The organism is Pseudomonas sp. FSO-7, from assembly GCF_059579345.1.
In genome coordinates, this window is record NZ_CM184193.1 from 4,256,661 (window position 1) to 4,276,540 (window position 19,880).

Below are 19,880 nucleotides of genomic sequence, written 5' to 3' on the forward strand. Positions count from 1 at the left end.
AGCAACCTTCGGACCTTGGTGTAGGATCAGCGCGAACCGGATATCGGCCAGCGTGCGCGGCGTTTCCCTTTCGCCCTCCTCCCTGTGACCCAGCCCACATGAATCCTATCGACCCCCTGTCGTTTCAACGCATCATCACCGCCCATGGCGATTTCGAAGGCGCGACGTATTTCGATGCGCAGGAAAGTCTCGCCCATGAGGTGTTCCCTGATCGCATCGTGTTCCAGACCAACTACCTGGATTACCGCAGCTATGAGGTCGATCTCGCCGAGGGCAGCGTGCGTGTGCACAAGACGCGGCTGGATAATTACCTGCGCGGCCACAAGGCCCAGGTGATCGAGGACGACATGGATGACGAGGACTGGGACGAACTGGGCAGCCTGTGGCAGCGCTTGAGCCACGAGCTGGATACCCAGGGGCAAGGGCCGCAGCCCGATCTGGCCGATACCCTGGCCGACCTGTTCGAGAGCCTGTTCGACGAGGCACACGCGCAAGCCCTCATTGAGAACCTGCCGACGCCTGGCGGGCAGTGGGATTGGGCCTGGACGCAAATCGAGTCAGCGCTCACCGAGGCCAATCAATTGGCGGGTTTCGAATGGAAAGCGTGGTCGTCCTGCGGCGTCGATGCGGTCAATGCCCTGGCCCCGCTGCGGCAACTGGGCATTGAAATCATTGCGCCTGAACGTGAAACCATCGAGGCCGTCAACCGCGCCGACGATTGGGAACGCGCGCTCCTGCAGTATTTCAACGCACGGCTGGAGGCCCATGACTTGAAGTTGCTGGCCATCGGCACGCACTTCGATGAGTACCAGGCCTTCGCCTGCCTGCCCATGAATGGCGTGGGCCTGGTCAACGCTCTGGAGATCATGGGAAGGCTGGGCATCGTCTATAAATATTAAGCGACTGGCGCCCGGCTTTTTCGGTCGCTTCTACAAGCCCATAAAGGGCTATCCCCTCCTTTGAGCCTTGAGTGACGACATGACAAACTGTGAACACTGCGGGTACCTCCTCCTTGACGACACCGCTGTTTGCCCGCGATGTGCCGGGGAGATGACGTTCCCGGTGGAGACGCTCGTGCCAGGGTCTGCGTCGAAAGGGCGAAAAATCCTGAAGTGGATGCTGATCGGTTTTGTGGTCGCGGCGCTGGCAGCCGTGGCGACGGTTATGTGGATCTTCCATTCGTTGGGGCCGATGCCTTCTTTTGGCTGATATCTGCAGGGACTTCCCACGGATGGACGAATGAGCACATGAAAACCACTCTTGATCACCTCGTCATCGTGGCAGCGGACCTCGACACCGGTTGCGCCTTGGTGACGGGCGCGCTGGGCATCGACCTTCAGCCGGGCGGCGTCCATTCACGCATGGGCACCCACAACAGGCTGCTCCACCTGGGCCCCAGGCTCTATCTCGAAGTGATTGCCATGGACCCGGCCGCAACGTGTCCGGACCGGGCACGCTGGTTCGGCCTCGATCAACTGGGCCCCGATTCGCCGGCACACTTGGCGACCTGGGTTGCACGCACCGATGATATCCGGGCTGCTCGTGATGCCTGTCACGGCATTGTCGGGGAGGTTGAACCCATGACGAGAGGAACATTGAATTGGCAAATCACCATTCCGGCTGATGGAAGCCTCCCTCTGGCCGGTTCGGTCCCTACCCTCATCCAATGGGCGCCTGGGCCTCATCCTGCGGACACACTCCAGGACAAGGGCTGCTCGCTATTGGCACTGGATGTCTTTCATACGGAGCCGGAAAAAATCAAAGCGATCCTGACGGCCATGAACTTTGCTGGCCCGGTTCATCTTCACGCGTTGCAAACGCCTTCGGCCCCCTATCTGCTTGCGCATATTCACACGCCAAATGGGCTGAAGACATTGCCGCTTTTGCACGCGTGACTGTTTGGGGCGGCTTCGCCACTCAGCGGGAGCAAGCTCCCTCGCCACGAGTATTCAACTCGCAACCGAAGCGAAACGCAGCTATCGGTTTTTCCCATAGTTGCTATCGATACCCGCGCCGTTCTCGCCATCGGCCTCTCTCTCTAATCTGCCCACCAACGCGATCGATGACGATCGCCGCAGATCAAACCGACCTTATGGAGAGAGACACGATGAACACCTTCAACCGCACCCTGGCTGTCGCGACCCTGGCATTGGCCACCCTCAGCGCCGAGGCCGCTTCGCCGGCCCAGGCCCCTGCCAGCGCGTCCGCTGTCGGCAGCGTGGTCCAGTCCGCCAGCTACATCACCACTAAGGATGGCGTGCAGCTGTACTACAAGGACTGGGGCCCGCGCGATGGCCAGGTCGTGACCTTCAGCCACGGCTGGCCGCTGGACTCCGACAGCTGGGAAGGCCAGATGATGTTCCTCGCCTCGAAGGGTTATCGGGTGATTGCCCACGACCGTCGCGGCCATGGTCGCTCCAGCCAGCCTTGGGAAGGCAACGACATGGACCACTATGCCGACGACCTGGCGGCGGTGATTGAAGCGCTGGACCTCAAGAACGTCACACTGGTGGGCTTCTCGACGGGGGGTGGTGAAGTGGCGCGTTATATCGGTCGCCACGGTACTGGCCGAGTGAAGAAAGCCGTGTTGGTTTCTTCGGTGCCACCGTTGATGCTGAAGACGGAAACCAACCCTGGCGGCTTGCCTATCGAGGTGTTCGACGGCCTGCGCAAGGCGTCCCTGGAGAACCGTTCGCAACTGTACCTGGACATCGCCTCGGGCCCGTTCTACGGCTACAACCGCAAGGGTGCCAAGCCATCCCAGGGGCTGATCCAATCGTTCTGGGTGCAGGGCATGCAGGGTGGCAGCAAGAATACTTATGACTCGATCGCGGCGTTCTCGGCGACAGACTTCCGCGGCGACTTGAAGAAGTTCGACGTGCCGACCCTGGTCATCCATGGCGATGACGATCAGATCGTGCCCATCGACGCGGCAGGCCGGGCCTCGGCGGCACTGATCAAGGGCGCCCGACTGATCGTCTACCCTGGCGCACCGCACGGCTTGACCGAAACCCACAAGGACCGGCTGAACCAGGATCTGCTGACATTCCTAAAGGAATAAAAAAACACATCATTTGTGGGAGCGGGCTTGCTCGCGAAAGCGGCGGGCCTGCTTGCACCAGTGTTGAATGGGCCGCCGTCATCGCGAGCAAGCTCGCTCCCACAGGGGGAGGTTGTGTATCCAGAATTGGCGTACGCCCACGATCAAACTGTGGGAGCGAGCTTGCTCGCGATAGCGGTGGAACAGGTTGCATCTATTCCTCAGACCGCCCCGTACCCTCACGATCATGCTCATAGCATCGGGTAAGCGGAAACGCCGGCAACCAGGACTCACGGCGCACGGTCCAGCTTTCGTAGGTGGGCATCAGTTGATCGGGGGTATCCAGAATCCCCAAGTGCACTTCGATTTCGTCGCCAGAGCGGGCAAACAGCGACGAGCCGCAGCGGGGACAAAAAAATCGCCCGGCGTAATCCCGTGTCTCGCCCTCGATCGTCACCGCGTCCTGGGGGAATACGGCAGCCGCGTAGAACAGTGCCCCGTGATGCTTGCGACAGTCCAGGCAATGGCAGAGGCCAACGCGATACGGGCGCCCTGAGGCTTCAAGTCGAACGTTGCCGCACAGGCAACCGCCGATGAATCGGTCCATGGTGGATCTCCTCTACAACTGGACAGCCAGATTTCACGAAACAGGTCGACTCATGATAGGCGCATGCTGCGCCATCAGCTCCACGACCCAATCGATGAACACTCGCAGCTTGGCATTGACGTGGCGATTCGGAGGGTAAGCCAGATAGAGCGGCATCGGGTCGAGGTGCCAGTCTTCGAACAGCGGCACCAACTCGCCTTGCGCCTGGTGACGCCGGGACATGTATTCGGGCAACCAGAGCACGCCCAGGCCCGCCAGACCGGCGGCGAGGTAGGCGTTGCCGTCGTCGATGGCCAGGGCGTAGCGCCCTTTGACATGAAGCAGCTCACTGCCACGGCGCATGGCGTACGGCAAGGATTTACCGGTGCGCGCCCACAGGAAACCCACGGTGCGATGGTGCGAATCTTCCAGTTCCCGCGGATGCGCGGGCCGGCCGAACCGTGCCAGGTAACTCGGGGCGGCGAAGACGCCGAGGGCGAGATCGCCGACGCGCCGGGCGACCAGCGACTGATCCGTCAGCTCACCGCCGCGCACCACGCAATCGACGCTTTCATCGATCATGTCGACGATGCGATCACTGACGCCCATGTCGATCTGGATGTCCGGATACCGTTCATAGAACGCTGGCAAGGCCGGCACCAGGATCATGGCCGCCAGCGGGCTCGGCACGTCCACCCGCAGGCGCCCGCGGGGTAGCGCCTGGGCGCTGGAGACGCTGGTCTCGGCATCGTCCATGTCGGCCAGCAAACGGATCACCCGTTCGTAATAAATGGCACCGTCGGCGGTGACATTGACCTTGCGCGTGGTGCGGTTGAGCAACTTGACTCGCAAGCGTGCCTCGAGCTGCTGCACCAGTTGGGTCACGGTGGTCTTGCTCATGTGCAGGATTTGCGCCGCCTTGGTAAAGCTGCCCGCCTCCACGACTCGCACGAACGCTTGCATCGCATCAAAACGGTCCATTTCTGCCCCGGGTATCGGTCCGATTGTTTGGGATTTACAAACAGTGATCGCCAAGGTTGCTCGTTTATCGCCCGGACACAAGCCCCTAGAGTGAGTTCATCGTTTGGAACTCACTCTTTGATGGAGGTATTCATGACACAGCGCGATGTGGTTTTCCCGCCCGGACGCCAGGCACTGTATGAGCGCAATCGCTATTCACCGGCGATTCGTTCCAATGGTTTCCTGTTCGTGTCGGGGCAAGTCGGCAGCACCGCCGACGGTTCGCCAGAGCCCGACCTGGAAGCTCAGGTGCGGCTGGCGTTCAACAACCTGAAGGCGATCCTCGCCGCGGCCGATTGCAGCTTTGACGATGTGGTGGACGTGACGGTGTTCATGGTCGACCCCGAGTCGACCTTCGAGCGGATCTGGAGCGTCGTGCCCGAGTTCTGGGGCAGCGCGCCGCATCCGACACTGACGGCGGTGGGCGTGACGTGGTTGTATGGTTTTCAGTTCGAGATCAAGGTGATTGCCAGGTTGCCTGAGGCCGACTGATAGGTCAGCTTGCATCGATGTTGGCTGTACCGCCGTCATCGCGAGCAGGCTCGCTCCCACAGGGGATCCAGGCAGGCCGGAAAATCGAAGCCACCACCCATCAAGTGTGGGAGCGAGCTTGCTCGCGATAGCGGTGGGTCAGCTTGCATCGATGTTGGCGGTGCCGCCGTCATCGCGAGCAGGCTCGCTCCCACAGGGGGTTGGTGGTGCTTCGCCGACTAGCCTTTCACCGCCGCTTCAATCGCGGCAATGTCGATCCTGGTCATGGTCATCATGGCCTCGAAGGCACGCTTGGCGACGGTTTTATCGGAACTGGCGACCGCTTCCAGCAACACACGCGGGCTGATCTGCCACGACAACCCCCACTTGTCCTTGCACCAACCACAGGCGCTGGCCTGGCCGCCGTTGTCGATGATCGCGTTCCACAAGCGGTCCGTTTCGGCCTGGTCTTCAGTTGCAATCTGGAATGAAAAGGCCTCGCTGTGCTTGAACACCGGCCCACCATTGAGGCCGATGCAAGGGATGCCGATCACCGTGAAATCCACCGTGATCACATCGCCCTCCTTGCCCGACGGATAATCGCTCGGGGCCTGATAGACGGCGTTCACCGCGCTGTCGGGAAACGTTTTGGCGTAGAACTCGGCAGCTTCCTGGGCATTGCCGTCGTACCAGAGGCAGATCCTGTTTTTATTGTTCATTCCGCTTCTCCGAAAGGGACTGGACGATAAAGTCTAGCAGTCCCCCCGAAAGCTGCAGATGGCCGGGCCTCAGGTGAACAGATCCACACCCAGCTGGAACGCGACCCACAACGCCAGGCCCGTGGCAAACATCAGCGCGATGTTCTCGAACAGGTTGTTGCGATACTCCTTGCCCAGCAGTGACTTCTGGTTGGACATGATCAGCAGGCCCAGGGAAATCACCGGCAAGCCAATGATGTTCAGCGCGTTGACACCGATGGTCAGCGTGACGAAGTCCGGCATGCCGGGGAGCGACCAGATCAGCGGCGTCACTAGAATGAACAACATGAACCATTTGTGCATCGGATCATGGTGGAATTCCTTGCCATAACGCTCCCGGCGCTCGGGCCGCACGTGCTGGAAGGCATCGGTGATCAGCATCGGAAACGCCGTGGTCTTGCCGGAGATGCTGGCGAACAGCGTGGCGAATACACCGATAAAGAACACGTACCAGCCGATCGAGCCGAAGAATATTTCCAAGGCCTTGCCCAGGTCGCCCAAGGTTTTGACCTCGATGCCGTTGGGTCGCAGGATTTCCGCACCGACGATCCAGATCGCCAGGTTGATGATGATCCCGACAAACACCGCGAACAGCAGGTCGTTACGCTGGATACGCTTGTGTTCAGGCCCCACCCAGCCCTTCTGGCGCATGACATACGGATGGACGAAGTTGGCGATGGAGCCGGCCACGGCACCGATCACCGAGACGGCCACCAGCAGCGCGCCGTGCACGCCTTCATCGGGCGGAATGCTGAAGCCGATGGTGCCTTTGACGATGCCCGCGACATCTGGGCCGGACATCACCGCAAGGGCCAGGAACGCCAGCGTCATGATCGCCAGCAGGCCTTTCATCACGCCTTCGATCATCGAATAGATATTGCGCCCGACGAGCATCCACACCGCCAAGACCACCGCCACCGAACACAGCAGTGGATAGTCGACCTTGAGCAACATGGCCAAGGCTTCGCCAGCCCCCTTGATCATGTAGGCATTCATCAGGTGCCCCATAAGCAACGCATACACCAGCAGGAACCAGGCGAAAAACGGATTGAGCTGGGCGTAACCTTGCAGGATGGTCATGCCCTGGTTATTGCAGAGCTGGAAGCGCGCGATGATGTTGACGATCAGGTAGCGCAGCAGCAGAGAGACCGCCAGCACCCACATCATTGCGTAGCCGTAGTTCGCCCCGGCCACGGATGAGGTGATCAGATCGCCGGCGCCCAACCAGGAAAGGACGGCGATGATGCCGGGACCGAGAAGCTTGAGCAGGCGCACGAAACGGCCTTGCGCGGGCGCCGCAACCTTGCCTTCAGCGGAAGGAATGCTCGTCATGGATGGAGTCTCCGTTTATTTTTTTTGTGAGAAACGGCCACAGTCGAACACATTAGATACGACGTCGTACAACCATAATTAATGCGTAATTATGTAAAAATGTTTCATGGATATCCGCTCCCGAGATACCACTGTATTCAGGAGCAAATTGCCACTAATCCCTCACCGGCTCGCCGTTATCGACCAACCAGCGCACCATCTTCGCCAACGGCACCCGATGCTGCTGGATGGCGCACCAACTGACCTGTTCATGGCGATACAACTCGACATAACGGTTGAGCAGCACATGGCGACCATCCTCGGCCAAGCGCAATTCAACTTCACGACAGTGCAGTACATCCGGCTCGAGCGAGCGCATTCGCCGATGCAAGACCAACGCCTGGTTATTCATCGGCAGCGGCTCCATCCTGGCACTGCGGGTTGCCCTCCACCACCGCCCCCAACTTGCCCTGGGCGACAAGATCGGCACGATGCTGCGCCGTGGCATCGCGAAGCGCCGCGTAGTAATCCGGTTCGGTCTGCAACTCGTCGGTCAGTGGCAATGCCTCGGCGCGGCCATCGACAACGCCGCCGACGGTGTTGATCGTGCCCAGGGTGTCGACGGTGCTGCTGTTGTCGCCGAACGGGTCGACGGCAAAACTCAGCACCTTGCCCGTCGCGTCCCGCAGGTTGGCGCTGCCCAGCAGCGGCAGTTCCACGATGGGCCCGGGGGCGAGGTTCCAGACGCCGAAGGTCTGGCCGAAATCGGCCTTGTGGCGCTCGATGCCGAGCTTGCCCGATACGTCGATCAGCCCGACGACGCCCGCAGTGGTGTTGATGACGAAACGGCCCAGGGTGTTGACCGAGCGTTGCGCGTTGCCTTGCAGCAGGTCGTTGATGAACACCTTGGGCTCGCCGAAGTTCGCCACGAAGTTGTGGACGCCGGCCTGGAACATTTCCGGCAGCTTGCGATAACCACGGGCCACCGGTGCCAGCGCATAGTCATCCACGGTTCGGTTGAACGCGAAGAGGCCACGGTTGACCGGTTCTGCGGGGTCGTAAACGGTGTAGGTCGCGCTTTCACACGAGCCTGGTTTTGCAGCGGGCGTGCTGGAACAACCGCTGGCGAGTGCCGCCAATACAACCACGACGGTGGATCGAACGAACAACGGAGCGGGCTTGGTAATCGGCATACAGGGTTATCTCGGCGAGGAATGGGAGGCTGCCGATCAGCTAAATAAACGGTGCCGGACACAGCTCTTGTGAAGAGGGGGATGCTTGCTGTGGGAGCAAGGCTTGCCCGCGATGCAGGCGACGCGGACTTTCAAACATCGAGGCGCCTGTTTCGCGAGCAAGCTTTGCTCCCACAGAAACCCCCTCGCCACAAAGGTTGTGTAGGGCTGACTTGTTTTTAACTGACCGACATCAAGGCCATCCTGCCGCCGTTTTTTTGCCCGCAGATTTCCAGAATATTGCCCGTCGGCCACTTTATTACCGGGTTGAAATATATGACGCGAGCCCTGGATTGACCCTAGTATCCCCTCCTGTATTCATTACCCTGCGTGCCCACCGTGAGCCATTTATTACTGGTGGACGATGACCTCGAAGTCCTCGCCCTCTTGCGCAAGTTCCTCGAACAACATGGCTATAGCGTGGACGTGGCCGCCGACGGCAACGCCTTGTGGCAGGCAGTGGAACGTCGGGTGCCGGACCTGATCATCCTCGACGTCATGCTGCCGGGCGATAACGGCCTGGTGCTGTGCCAACGGCTGCGGGCCGAGCACACGGTGGGCATCATCATGCTCACCGCCATGGGCGAATTGAGTGACCGCGTCGTCGGCCTGGAGTTGGGGGCGGACGACTACCTGACCAAGCCCTTCGATGCGCGGGAGCTGTTGGCCCGGGTACGTGCCGTGCTGCGGCGCACCGGTGAAGCCAGGGACGCATTGAGCGACGCCTCCCGGCCGATCCTGGAGTTCGAAAACTGGCAACTGGACGTCACCCGGCGCGAATTGCGCTCGCCGGACAAGGTCATGATCCCGCTGTCCACCGGCGAGTTCGAACTGCTGCTGGTGTTTGCCGAACACCCGCGCCGGGTGCTGACCCGCCAGCAGTTGCTGGACCTGGCCCGCGGCGAAACCTTCGAGGCGTTCGACCGCAGCATCGACGTCCAGGTCAGCCGCCTGCGACGCAAATTGGAGACCGACGTCACCGGCGCGTCGATGATCCGCACCGTACGTAACAGCGGTTATCTGTTCAGCCCCCACGTGGTGAAGCGATGAAACCCTCGCGCTCGGGCACTCAACGTCCACGGGACACGGTGGCGCGCTGGATCGCCCTGACCACCCTGATCGCCATGCTGACCTTGCTGGCCCTCAACCAGCTGTTCAGCCTGCTGGCCGGTGCCTGGGCGCGCCCTCCCCTGATGGAAACCGGCCTGATGGATAAGGCCGCCGCCATCACCCGCATCATCGACTCCGTCGCCCCCGCACAACGCCCGGCGATTGCCGCGGCCGCCAGTGACCAGGCATTCAACGCGCACTGGTTGCAACGACATGAAGAAGCGCGGCTGCCGGTGATCGACGACCCGGAATTCAGTGAGGGCTCGGAGTTCCTACGCCAGCAATTAGGCCGGACGGACGCCAGGATCGAAGCCTACGAACCGGGCGACTGGCCGGCCGGCCAAGCGGATGCGCGCTACGCGGTGATCATCGAATTGGCCGACCATTCCTGGGTGATCTTCTCCGTGCCTTCGCGCAGTTGGGGGCTGAGCGAATGGGCGCGCAACGGGATCATCATCGCGCTGATCCTGCTCTCGACATTGATCGTCGCGCTGATCGCCACCCGGCACCTGGCCGCGCCGCTGGAACGCTTTGCCGAAGGCGCCCGGCGCTTTGGCGTCGACCACCAGGCGCCGCCGATTCCGGTCATCGGCCCCCACGAAATCCGCCAGGCGATCCTCGCCTTCAATGCCATGCAGGCCCAGCTCAAGCACTTCCTGCAGGACCGCACGCAGATGCTCGCCGCCATCTCCCATGATCTGCGCGCGCCGTTGACCCGCATGCGCCTGCGCGGGGAGTTCATCGAGGATGCCGAGCAACAATCGCGCTTGTTCAGGGACGTGGACGAGATGCAGGCGATGGTCAACTCCGCCCTGGAATTCTTCCGCGACGATGCCCGGCTTGAACATGCCACCGCGTTCGACCTGGCCGAGTTGCTGCACACCATCGTCGATGACCTCAAGGACGCGGGCATCGAGGTTGGGTTCGAAGGCGCCCAGCGCTTGGTCTATGTCGGCCGGCCCATCGGCATCAAGCGCGCCTTGGTCAACCTGATCGACAACGCGATCAAGTACGGCGGCGAGCCGACGGTTCGCCTCGAGGCCAACGCCCACCGTGTGGACATTCGCATCCTGGACCGCGGGCCGGGCATCGCCGCCCAACACCTTGAGCAGGTCTTCACGCCGTTTTTTCGTATCGAAGGCTCGCGCAACAAGCACACCGGCGGCGTCGGGCTGGGCCTGTCGGCGGCCCGGGCGACGGTGCTGGAGCATGGCGGGACGCTGACCCTGAGGAATCGAAAGGACGGCGGATTGGAGGCCAGAATCTCCTTGCCGCTTGACTGAAGCCCCGGATGTATCGATCCGCGCTAAACAATCCGCGCCTTCCTCGGTAGGATGTCCCGCCTTTCCGGCTTCGACCCTGCCCCGGGAAGGCGCTCTTGTTTGTATCGCTCGGCTCCAGGTTGCATCGCTCGCGCTCACGACAGACAAGAATCGACGGAGCCAAACCAAGGAATTCACCGATGATTCTTATCATTTATGCGCACCCCTACCCCGACAAATCGCGGGTGAACCAGCAGATGCTCAAGCGAGCATCGAACAACCCGGACGTCGTCATTCGTTCGCTCTACGCGCTTTACCCCAACTTCGATATCGACGTCGAGGCGGAACAGCGTGCGGTGGAACAAGCAGAGCTTGTCGTCCTCCAGCACCCGATGTACTGGTACAGCACCCCGCCCCTGCTGAAACTGTGGATCGATAAAGTCTTCACCCACGGCTGGGCCTACGGCAAAGGCGCCACGGTCCTCAAGGACAAAAGCCTGTTGTGGGCCGTGACCACCGGCGGCGAACAGGATCATTTCCAGATCGGCGCCTACCCGGGCTTTTCGGCGTTGGCCCAACCTCTCCACGCCACGGCCATTTATTGCGGCATGCGCTGGCTGGAACCCGTAGTCGTGCATGGCGCGTATGCCGCCGAGTCCGAGGCCCAACGCACCCAAATCGAACATTACGGCGAACGCCTGGCCGCCTGGAAGGAAGATTGAAATGGAGACTCACAGCCTGATTGAAATGCTCATCTACCTGGCCTCGGCGACGCTGATCGTCCCGATTGCCGTTCGATTTGGCCTGGGCCCGGTATTGGGTTACCTGCTGGCCGGGTGCATCATCGGCCCGTGGGGGCTGAAGCTGATTACCGATGTGAAGGCGATCCTGGAATTCGCTGAAATCGGCGTGGTCCTGATGCTGTTCATCATCGGCCTTGAGCTCGACCCCAAACGGCTCTGGGCCCTGCGCCGGATGGTATTTGGTGGCGGAGCCCTGCAGATGCTCGCCTGTGGCGCCGCCATTGGCTTGTTCTGCACAGCCCTGGGCCTGAACTGGACGGCGGCGCTGCTGGTCGGCCTGACCCTGAGCCTGTCCTCCACGGCCATCGCCATGCAGGCCATGAGCGAACGCAACCTGACCGCCACCGCCGTCGGGCGCAGCAGCTTTGCCGTGCTGCTGTTCCAGGACATCGCGGCGATCCCGCTGGTGGCGATGATTCCGTTGTTGTCGGCCCACGGCGACACGCCTTCGGGCACCGCGCTGTTGCTATCGATTGGCAAAATCGTCGCCGCCATCGCCATCGTCGTGCTGTTGGGTCGCTACGTGACGCGACCGCTGCTGCGCTTCGCCGCACGTTCGGGCTTGCGCGAGATTTTCAGTGCCGTCGCGCTGTTCCTGGTGTTCGGCTTCGGCTTCCTGCTGGAGGAAGCCGGCTTGTCGATGGCCATGGGCGCGTTCCTCGCCGGGGTGCTGCTCGCCAGCTCCGAATACCGACATGCCCTGGAGAGCGACATTGAGCCGTTCAAGGGCCTGCTGTTGGGTCTGTTCTTCATCGGCGTCGGCATGTCGATCGATTTCGGCACCCTGGTCAACGCCCCGCTCAAAGTGATCACCCTGACCCTGGGATTTATCCTGATCAAGCTGCTGGTGATCAAATTGGCAGGCCGGTTCCTCAACGTTCCCGCCGGCCAGCGCTCCTGGCAGGCGGTGTTGCTGGGCCAGGGCAGCGAATTCGCCTTCGTGGTGTTTGGCGCGGCGACTGTGGCCGGCATCTTGACCGATCAATGGGGCAAGAGCCTGACCCTGGCAGTGGCCTTGTCCATGTGCCTGACGCCCTTGCTGATCCTGCTGCTGGATCGCTTCGAGTCCGTCACCCGGAAAAACCAACGCGAATCCGACCTCGTCGACCAGCAGAACCCACGGGTGATCATCGCCGGGTTCGGCCGCTTCGGGCAGATCGCCGGACGCCTGCTGATGTCCTGCGGCGTCGAGGTGGTGGTATTGGATCACGACCCTGACAACATCGAGACGCTGCGCAAGTTCGGCGTGAAAGTCTTTTATGGCGATGCCACGCGCCTCGACTTGCTGCATGCGGCCGGTGCGGCCCAAGCGGTGGTGTTGATCAATGCAATCGACAATCAGGAGGACAACCTGACGCTGACCCGGCTGGCCCAGGAACACTTCCCCGCGTTGCAGTTGATCGTGCGGGCGCGGGACATGGGGCACCTCATTACCCTGCGGCAGATGGGCGTGGAGGCGGCCGAGCGGGAAACCTTCGAAAGCGCGCTGTCCTTGGGTCGCAGTGCGCTGGAACGCATGGGGGTCGGGGCTTACGAAGCCCGTGAGCGGGCGGATCAGTTCCGGCGGCTGAACCTCAAGATGCTGGAAGAGATCGTCGCCCAGCCGGAAGACGACCTCAAGTTCCGCCACGACGCCTACCGCCGCGCCAATGCGCTGCTCACGGAGATGTTCAACGAAGACCGTGCCCACCCCGTCGACAGCTGGCCGGAACACCATCGCAACGAAACCGACAAGACGCCGAGTTGACCGGCGTCATACACGCCCGAACTTGCGCCGGTATTCCATCGGCGTCAGTCCGGTCAGTGCCTTGAACATGCGCTGCAAGTTGGAGCTGCTGCTGAAACCCAGCTCGGCGCCGATGCTGGCGAGGGGCAGCGCCGTCAACATCAGGCGCTCGCTGACCTGATTCAACTTGATGCGCCGGGCATAGGCTGCGACGGGCTGACCTGTTTCACGGCTGACCTTGCGCGCCAAGGTGCGCTCGGACACCGCCAGCGCGCTGGCCAGCACCTGGGCGGTGATCCCCTCGGCCGGCATCTGTTCGATCAACCCATGCAACTGTCGCAACCATCCACTGGGTTGCTCGATCAGCGTGCTGCCCTGGAACGCCACATGGGCAATGGCCGGGCGCGGCAGCACCATGAGCCGGGTGATGTCCCGCAGGACGTCGCTGCTGACGCTGCGCTCGATGAGGGTTTCAGCGATGGGCAGGTAGCCGTTCACTCCGGACGCCGTCGCCGTGCGTTCATTGAACACGCAGTTCTGCTCGCTTTGCCAAAGGACTTTTCGATACTGCTGCTGCATCGCTTGCGCCAGCCACCAGGTCACCGTCGCGCCCTGCCCGTCCAGGCGGCCACTGGCGGCCAGCAGGCAGACGCCGGTGCAGTAGGACCAGAGCTTCAGTGCTCGGGCAGGCTTCGACAGCGCGCTCACGAGGGCTGCCTGATCAGCCAGCAGCGCATTCACCTGCTCCGCCGATTCGGCCCAGAAACCGGGAACCAGAACGGCATCCAGCCCGGTGCTGCCCAGGGCCGCTTCCGCGTGCAGGGTCACGCCATGGGCACACACCACCGGCCCGGCCTGCAAGGCGATGTAGCGCGCCTCGAACAGCGTCCGCCCTCGTCTGCGGTTGGCGGCATGCAGCAGATCGGCGAAGGCGAACAGACCCGCGGGCATGCAGCCGGGAAACAGGAGCAGACCGACTCGAAGTTTTTTGATCATGGCTTGAAGCGAATCAAAGATGTCAGATCCGGCCATTATGCACACGGGACCGGATCGGCACCATGAAGCGCTCGCTCAACAGGAACGCCTCATGAACATCCAGCAGATCCGTAACGCCACAATCATTCTTGAATTCGGCCCCTATCGCGTGCTCGTCGACCCGATGCTGGCTGGCAAGGGCACGCTGCCGCCGCTTCGCCTGTTTGGCGCCACGCAACGCAATCCGCTGGTGGCGCTTCCGGCCTCGACAGCGCAGGCCCTCGAGACCGTCACCCATTGCCTGATCACCCACTGCCAGAAAGGCCATTTCGACCATCTGGACCGCGCGGCCAAGCGGTGGCTGAGGGAAAAACAGATCCCGGTCATCTGCACACCCCATGACGCCCCGTACCTAGCCAAGCGTGGTTTGAATGTCCAGGCGCTTGCCCAGGCCCATGATCAACCCCACCCGTTTCTGGGCGGCACTATTCGCTCGGTCCGATGCACCCATGGGTTGGGCCTGGTGGGCAAGTTGATGGAGCACGGTGTCGGCTACCTGATCGAGCTGCCCGGCGAACCGAGTGTCTACCTCACCGGCGACACCGTGCTCACCCCCACCGTGTGCGAGTTCGTCTTGCGTCACCAGCCGCAGGTCAGCGTGGTGCCGGCAGGTGGGGCACGGTTCGATATCGGCGGCGACATCATCATGGGCATCGACGAGACGCTGGAATTCACCCGCCTGTCCCACGGGACCGTGGTGGCCAATCACCTGGAAGCGATCAGCCACTGCCCGACGACCCGCAAGGCCCTGGCTGCAGCCGCCGTGAAGGCCGGTGTTGGGGGCCGGTTGTTGATACCGGAAGATGGCGAGACGTTGGTTTTCCAGGCGGCCTAGACCAATGCGTCCAGCTCGGCGAGCATCGGCGCCGGGATCTTCAGCTCACTGGCCGAGAGGTTTTCCCGCAGGTGCGCCACCGACGACGTACCGGGAATCAGCAGGAGATTCGGCGCACGTTGCAGCAACCACGCCAGGGCCACGCACAGCGGTGACGCCTGCAAGCGCGCCGCCACGCTGGAAAGGGTGTCCGATTGCAGCGGTGTGAAGCCGCCCAGCGGGAAGAACGGCACGTAGGCGATGCCCTGCCGGCCCAGGTCGGCGACGAGCTGTTCGTCGTCGCGATGGGTCAGGTTGTAGTGGTTCTGTACGCAGACCACCTGGGCGATGCCTTGGGCCTGCTTGACCTGCGCGGCCGTGACGTTGCTCAGGCCCAGATGGCGGATGAGGCCCTGGCGCTGCAACTCGGCCAATGTCGTAAACGATTCCTCGATGGAAGCCTCCGAGGGCGAATGCAGGTCGCCCCACACTCGCAGGTTGACCACGTCCAAGACCTCCACGCCCAGGTTGCGCAAGTTGTCGTGGACCGCCTGGGTCAGCTCGGCGGGGCTGTGGGCCGGGCTCCAGGACGCATCGGCACCGCGCACGGCGCCGACCTTGGTCACAATGACCAGGTCCTGGGCATAAGGGTGCAGCGCTTGGCGGATCAGCTGGTTGGTGACATGGGGCCCGTAGAAGTCTGCGGTGTCGATGTGGTTGACCCCGCTCGCCAATGCTTCGCGCAGCACGGCGACGGCGGCCGCCGGATCTTTGGGCGGCCCGAAGACCTGGGGCCCCGCCAACTGCATCGCGCCATAGCCCATGCGATTGACCGTACGCTCGCCCAGTAAAAAGCTGCCCGCCTTGCCTGCAATGTTCATGTCGTAGCCCTCGGTTCAATGTAAGTGGGCCGACTATAGGCGTTGACCATTCCCTTGATAATCAGGTGCAATCAGCACGGGCTGTACGGTGGAGAGAACAATGGCGACGGATATTCAAGACTTGCTGGCCTTTGTGGCCGTGGTCAATGCGAAGGGCTTTCGTGAAGGCGCGCGGGTGAGCGGCAAGTCCGCGTCGAGCCTCAGCGATGCTGTACGCCGGATGGAAAGCCGGCTCGGCGTGCGCCTGCTCAACCGTACCACCCGCAGCGTGGTACCGACCGAGGCCGGTGCCCGGTTGATGGAACGTATCGTCCCGGCCTTGGGCGAAGTCGAGGCGGCGATGGACGTGGTCAACGATTTTCGCGACCGTCCTTCCGGCACCCTCAGGCTGAACGTGCCGGTCAGCGCCGCTCGGTTGGTGTTGCCGGCGATCATCACGCCGTTCCTGAAAAGCTATCCCGACATCCGCCTGGAAGTGGTCACCGAAGAAAGCTTCGTCGACATGCTCGCGGCCGGCTGTGACGCGGGCATTCGCTACGACGAGCGCCTTGAGCAGGACATGATCGCCATCCCCATCGGCCCTCGGTTCCAGCGCTTCGCCACGGCCGCTTCACCCGCGTACCTCGATGCCAGGGGCCGTCCCGAACATCCACGGGAGCTGCTGGGGCATGCCTGCCTGACGGGCAAGTTTCCCAGCGGCGCCCTGCCCCTGTGGGAATATGAACGTGACGGTGAAACGATGAGCGTCGACCCGAGCGGCCCCTTGATCGTGCGCATCGGCGGCGCGATGGACCTGGCGGTACAGGCCGCGGTGGATGGGCTGGGCATCGTCCACCTGTTCGAGGACTGGCTACGCCCCTACCTGGACAGCGGCGCCCTCGAACCGGTACTCGAACCCTGGTGGCAGCGCTTCACCGGGCCATTCCTCTACTACCCCGGCCGCCGCTACCTGCCCTCGCCGTTAAGGGCTTTCGTGGATTTCATCCATGCACAACGGTATGGGAGCGAGCTTGCTCGCGAAGGCGTCGGCACAGTCAAGCTCCCCGCAAGCTGATACACCGCTATCGCGAGCAAGCTCGCTCCCACAAGGGTTCGGCGGCGTACCCGAAAATCCCGCCCACCACAAATCCCTGTGGGAGCGAGCCTGCTCGCGATGGCGTCGGCACAGTCAAGCTCCCCGCAAGCTGATACACCGCTATCGCGAGCAAGCTCGCTCCCACAAGGGTTCGGCGGCGTACCCGAAAATCCCGCCCACCACAAATCCCTGTGGGAGCGAGCCTGCTCGCGAAGGCGTCGGCACAGTCAAGCTCCCCGCAAGCTGATACACCGCTATCGCGAGCAAGCTCGCTCCCACAAGGGTTCGGCGGTGTACCCGAAAATCCCGCCCCACCACAAATCCCTGTGGGAGCGAGCTTGCTCGCGATGGCGGTAGTGCATTCACCCATTGCCCGCTCGTCTCCCCGCCGCGAGGATTTTCGAACCAAGCGTTTCGCCACGGCTCGGACCTACATGACACCGCTGAACGCCACACTGACGCACTTCGACGTCACGGCTTGAACAGCGGGTAGATCAAGGCTTCTTTGCGTTTCACTGCCGGGAGTTTCGTTATGTGCGACGGTCTTGTTCAACACGGTTCTTCAAAAGACTCCCTGGCGTATTTCGCCCAACGAGACACGCCCGGCAGCCGCTTCGGTACAAGCGTGACGCCCTTGGACCTGTATGTGACAGCACCGCCCAAGGCCCAGGAACGGCACAGCCTGATCAAGCCAAACATGCAGGTCAGCGCCATTCGTCGTCGCGGCGGGCACCTGGAGTGCATCAAGGTTCGCTGGGGCTGGTCGCCGATCTGGTCGGTGGGAACGATGCCGCCGCTCACGCATCTGCCGTTGCATCTGGTCATGCGTTCCAAGGTCTTCGATCCCATCAAGCATGAAGGCCGCGTACTGGTTGCCGTGGAGGGCTGGTATGAGACGCAAGCCCCCGCGTCATCCTCCCAAGCGCAACGCCTCACCTACACAACCGCCCGGCAGTCGACCCCGATCTTCCTGGCCGCCCTGGCCCAGGCCAGCGAGACGCCGTTGGGCTGTGACGGCCTGGCCCTGGTGACCTATGGCGACCTCGCCAACCAGCAGCAGCGGGTACTGGCCTTCAGCGCCGAAGATGCACTTGACTGGCTGGCGCCCGAGCTGGGGTGGGAACAGGCACACAACTGGCCGCCCGCCTGAACGGCGCGCCACCGCCCCTTGAACCGGCGATGGCAGCTCAACGTCCGGCCCAGGGGCTTTGATGCTGGGAACAGCGAACTGGGAGCGCACGGATAAAGGAATGCAGGAACGGCGCAACAAGGGACGGTAAACTGCGGCGGTCCTTTTTCTTTTCCAGCATGAGGCTTTGCATGAGCAACCCAGACATCACGTTTATTCCAGATCCAGATGCCGATTCCATTTCCTCTGACGTCGCCGGTTTCGGCGGCCTGCTGGTTTCCACGCAAATCCCCACCCACGCCGATGGCAGCCTGGAACTGGGTGACATCACCCGGCAGAGCGAATGCACGTTGCAATCCCTCAAGACCGCCCTGGAGGGCGCCGGCAGTTCCATGGACCGGGTCCTGCACCTGACCATCTACCTGACCGACATGGCGGACCGCGCCGCGTTCAACGAAGTCTACAAACGCTTCTTCGCCAAGCCTTGGCCGGTTCGTGCAGCGGTGGGCGTGGCCGCGCTGGCGGTTGAAGGAATGAAAGTGGAAGTGACGGCGATGGCGGCGAAGGGCTGAACGGGGGCACTGCTCTATTGGCCTGAGTAAGCGCTTTTGTGGCGAGGGAGCTTGCTCCCGCTGGACTGCGCAGCAGGCCCAGGTTTTTTGCTCAATGCAGAAATTCTGGGGCCGCTTCGCGACCCAGCGGGAGCAAGCTCCCTCGCCACAAGGGGGATTGTGTTTATTCAAATGACTGTGTTTATCCCGGTGTAGGAGCGTTCAGGATCGGGCTACGTTGTCTTGCGCCATTCCCTACAACTGCGCCAGAATCCGCCGGCTTGTGCGCCTGGGGGGCCGGGCTCTATCGTTTCCGGGTCGCTGAGAAATCAGCGATCGGGTTTGGTAGCCCGGTTTCCTGGCGCACGTGCATCCTGATGCAAGGGACTTCTACGTCCTCTGTTTTATGGTGGTCATGCGCAGGGCGTTCTCGGACGCGCCGGGTTGCCAGGTAACCGGTCTACCAACCTTCGTATGGCCGCCACCCTTCGTTTGGTAGCGAGAGTGATGGCTCCTATTTCTTATCTGGAGTTTCATCTATGTTCAAACCAACACCCAACCCACCGGACACCGATCCAGCCAACTCAAAAGCATTCGACAAAGCCGCCGACCGCATCCTCGATCACTACCTCAAGCCCAAACCCGACAAACCCGAGGCCGATCCAGGCCAGCTGTTCACCGTCGCCCATGGCGTCGACACCGAAACCCTGCTCGCCAACCTCAGCGAAAACCTGGCCTCGGCCAATGCCATGGTCAATGACCTGGCCTTCGACCTGGAAGGTCCCAGGCGTCACATTGCCTTGGGCATCCAGCAACTGATCGAACTGAGCGCAATGCTGGCGAACCGCGCGCTGGACAACGTCGAAGCACGCCAGCCGACATAGCGCATCCCCCTGTGGCGAGGGAGCTTGCTCCCGCTGGACTGCGCAGCAGGCCCCAGTTTTTTGCTTAATGCATAAATTTTTTGGGGCCGCTACGCGCCCCAGCGGGAGCAAGCTCCCTCGCCACAGGGGTTTGCCTGGCGTTCCCTAGCAAATCCCCGCCTATACTTCTCTGCCAATCCCCCCGGGGGCCTG

The 19,880-nt window shown here is 62.1% G+C and carries 22 protein-coding genes; 14 read left to right on the forward strand and 8 right to left on the reverse strand.

Going from position 1 to position 19,880, the window contains the following annotated elements; genetic code table 11:
• The first annotated feature begins 98 nt into the window (after positions 1 to 98).
• The 4 genes from AC515T_RS18405 (at position 99) to AC515T_RS18420 (ending at position 3,061) form a co-directional block, all read left to right on the forward strand.
• The gene (locus AC515T_RS18405) at positions 99 to 899 is read left to right on the forward strand and encodes a DUF6630 family protein (protein ID WP_496529514.1); all 801 of its coding nucleotides are present in this window, start codon (positions 99 to 101) and stop codon (positions 897 to 899) included.
• A 151-nt stretch (positions 900 to 1,050) separates the two neighbouring features.
• Positions 1,051 to 1,209, forward strand: coding sequence for a hypothetical protein (locus AC515T_RS18410; protein WP_496529515.1), 159 nt, complete (start codon positions 1,051 to 1,053; stop codon positions 1,207 to 1,209).
• 38 nt (positions 1,210 to 1,247) lie between these two features.
• The gene (locus AC515T_RS18415; protein WP_496529516.1) at positions 1,248 to 1,895 is read left to right on the forward strand and encodes a VOC family protein; all 648 of its coding nucleotides are present in this window, start codon (positions 1,248 to 1,250) and stop codon (positions 1,893 to 1,895) included.
• Positions 1,896 to 2,107: 212 nt separating this feature from the next.
• Positions 2,108 to 3,061, forward strand: a complete 954-nt coding sequence (locus AC515T_RS18420) for an alpha/beta fold hydrolase (protein ID WP_496529517.1) — start codon at positions 2,108 to 2,110, stop codon at positions 3,059 to 3,061.
• 193 nt (positions 3,062 to 3,254) lie between these two features.
• Here the strand turns inward: AC515T_RS18420 and AC515T_RS18425 are convergent, their stop codons facing one another.
• Together AC515T_RS18425 and AC515T_RS18430 are read right to left on the reverse strand one after the other, a co-directional pair.
• Positions 3,255 to 3,647, reverse strand: a complete 393-nt coding sequence (locus AC515T_RS18425) for a GFA family protein (protein ID WP_496529518.1) — start codon at positions 3,645 to 3,647, stop codon at positions 3,255 to 3,257.
• A gap of 33 nt (positions 3,648 to 3,680) precedes the next feature.
• Positions 3,681 to 4,607: a LysR family transcriptional regulator gene (locus tag AC515T_RS18430; protein WP_496529519.1), complete on the reverse strand. Its 927-nt coding sequence runs from the start codon at positions 4,605 to 4,607 to the stop codon at positions 3,681 to 3,683.
• Positions 4,608 to 4,739: 132 nt separating this feature from the next.
• On the opposite strand from AC515T_RS18430, the gene AC515T_RS18435 reads away from it, so the two are divergent.
• Positions 4,740 to 5,138, forward strand: a complete 399-nt coding sequence (locus AC515T_RS18435; protein WP_496529520.1) for a RidA family protein — start codon at positions 4,740 to 4,742, stop codon at positions 5,136 to 5,138.
• Positions 5,139 to 5,356: 218 nt separating this feature from the next.
• Here AC515T_RS18435 and AC515T_RS18440 read toward each other — a convergent pair whose 3' ends face one another.
• From AC515T_RS18440 to AC515T_RS18455, 4 genes are all read right to left on the reverse strand, one after another.
• Positions 5,357 to 5,836, reverse strand: coding sequence for a VOC family protein (locus AC515T_RS18440; RefSeq protein WP_496529521.1), 480 nt, complete (start codon positions 5,834 to 5,836; stop codon positions 5,357 to 5,359).
• A 69-nt stretch (positions 5,837 to 5,905) separates the two neighbouring features.
• The gene (locus tag AC515T_RS18445) at positions 5,906 to 7,207 is read right to left on the reverse strand and encodes an Nramp family divalent metal transporter (protein ID WP_496529522.1); all 1,302 of its coding nucleotides are present in this window, start codon (positions 7,205 to 7,207) and stop codon (positions 5,906 to 5,908) included.
• Positions 7,208 to 7,361: 154 nt separating this feature from the next.
• Positions 7,362 to 7,598 carry a hypothetical protein gene (locus AC515T_RS18450; protein ID WP_496529523.1) on the reverse strand — a complete coding sequence of 79 codons (237 nt, stop codon included), beginning with the start codon at positions 7,596 to 7,598 and terminating at the stop codon, positions 7,362 to 7,364.
• Entirely contained in the window at positions 7,591 to 8,379 is a 789-nt protein-coding gene (locus tag AC515T_RS18455) for an MlaA family lipoprotein (protein ID WP_496529524.1), read from the reverse strand. The genes AC515T_RS18450 and AC515T_RS18455 overlap by 8 nt, the downstream gene beginning before the upstream one ends.
• A gap of 378 nt (positions 8,380 to 8,757) precedes the next feature.
• On the opposite strand from AC515T_RS18455, the gene AC515T_RS18460 reads away from it, so the two are divergent.
• The 4 genes from AC515T_RS18460 to kefC all read left to right on the forward strand — a co-directional run bounded on the left by AC515T_RS18460 (position 8,758) and on the right by kefC (position 13,340).
• Positions 8,758 to 9,468: a response regulator gene (locus tag AC515T_RS18460; protein ID WP_496529525.1), complete on the forward strand. Its 711-nt coding sequence runs from the start codon at positions 8,758 to 8,760 to the stop codon at positions 9,466 to 9,468.
• Positions 9,465 to 10,811: an ATP-binding protein gene (locus AC515T_RS18465; protein WP_496529526.1), complete on the forward strand. Its 1,347-nt coding sequence runs from the start codon at positions 9,465 to 9,467 to the stop codon at positions 10,809 to 10,811. The genes AC515T_RS18460 and AC515T_RS18465 overlap by 4 nt, the downstream gene beginning before the upstream one ends.
• Before the next feature lie 179 nt (positions 10,812 to 10,990).
• Positions 10,991 to 11,512, forward strand: a complete 522-nt coding sequence (kefF, locus tag AC515T_RS18470; RefSeq protein ID WP_496529527.1) for a glutathione-regulated potassium-efflux system oxidoreductase KefF — start codon at positions 10,991 to 10,993, stop codon at positions 11,510 to 11,512.
• A gap of 1 nt (position 11,513) precedes the next feature.
• Complete coding sequence (kefC, locus tag AC515T_RS18475) at positions 11,514 to 13,340, forward strand: glutathione-regulated potassium-efflux system protein KefC (RefSeq protein ID WP_109755511.1); 1,827 nt, start codon at positions 11,514 to 11,516, stop codon at positions 13,338 to 13,340.
• 6 nt (positions 13,341 to 13,346) lie between these two features.
• Here kefC and AC515T_RS18480 read toward each other — a convergent pair whose 3' ends face one another.
• Entirely contained in the window at positions 13,347 to 14,315 is a 969-nt protein-coding gene (locus AC515T_RS18480; protein WP_496529528.1) for a GlxA family transcriptional regulator, read from the reverse strand.
• Between the two features lie 91 nt (positions 14,316 to 14,406).
• Between AC515T_RS18480 and AC515T_RS18485 the strand changes: the two genes are divergently transcribed.
• Positions 14,407 to 15,189, forward strand: a complete 783-nt coding sequence (locus tag AC515T_RS18485; protein WP_496529529.1) for an MBL fold metallo-hydrolase — start codon at positions 14,407 to 14,409, stop codon at positions 15,187 to 15,189.
• Here AC515T_RS18485 and AC515T_RS18490 read toward each other — a convergent pair.
• Positions 15,186 to 16,049: an aldo/keto reductase family oxidoreductase gene (locus AC515T_RS18490; RefSeq protein WP_496529530.1), complete on the reverse strand. Its 864-nt coding sequence runs from the start codon at positions 16,047 to 16,049 to the stop codon at positions 15,186 to 15,188. The genes AC515T_RS18485 and AC515T_RS18490 overlap by 4 nt on opposite strands.
• A gap of 100 nt (positions 16,050 to 16,149) precedes the next feature.
• Between AC515T_RS18490 and AC515T_RS18495 the strand changes: the two genes are divergently transcribed.
• The 4 genes from AC515T_RS18495 (at position 16,150) to AC515T_RS18510 (ending at position 19,688) form a co-directional block, all read left to right on the forward strand.
• Positions 16,150 to 17,103, forward strand: a complete 954-nt coding sequence (locus tag AC515T_RS18495) for a LysR family transcriptional regulator (protein ID WP_496529531.1) — start codon at positions 16,150 to 16,152, stop codon at positions 17,101 to 17,103.
• A gap of 553 nt (positions 17,104 to 17,656) precedes the next feature.
• Positions 17,657 to 18,274 carry an SOS response-associated peptidase family protein gene (locus tag AC515T_RS18500; protein ID WP_496529532.1) on the forward strand — a complete coding sequence of 206 codons (618 nt, stop codon included), beginning with the start codon at positions 17,657 to 17,659 and terminating at the stop codon, positions 18,272 to 18,274.
• 170 nt (positions 18,275 to 18,444) lie between these two features.
• Positions 18,445 to 18,825, forward strand: a complete 381-nt coding sequence (locus tag AC515T_RS18505) for a RidA family protein (RefSeq protein WP_496529533.1) — start codon at positions 18,445 to 18,447, stop codon at positions 18,823 to 18,825.
• 518 nt (positions 18,826 to 19,343) lie between these two features.
• On the forward strand, positions 19,344 to 19,688 hold the full coding sequence (locus tag AC515T_RS18510) for a DUF6124 family protein (RefSeq protein ID WP_496529534.1): 345 nt from the start codon (positions 19,344 to 19,346) through the stop codon (positions 19,686 to 19,688).
• The last annotated feature ends 192 nt before the right edge of the window (positions 19,689 to 19,880 follow it).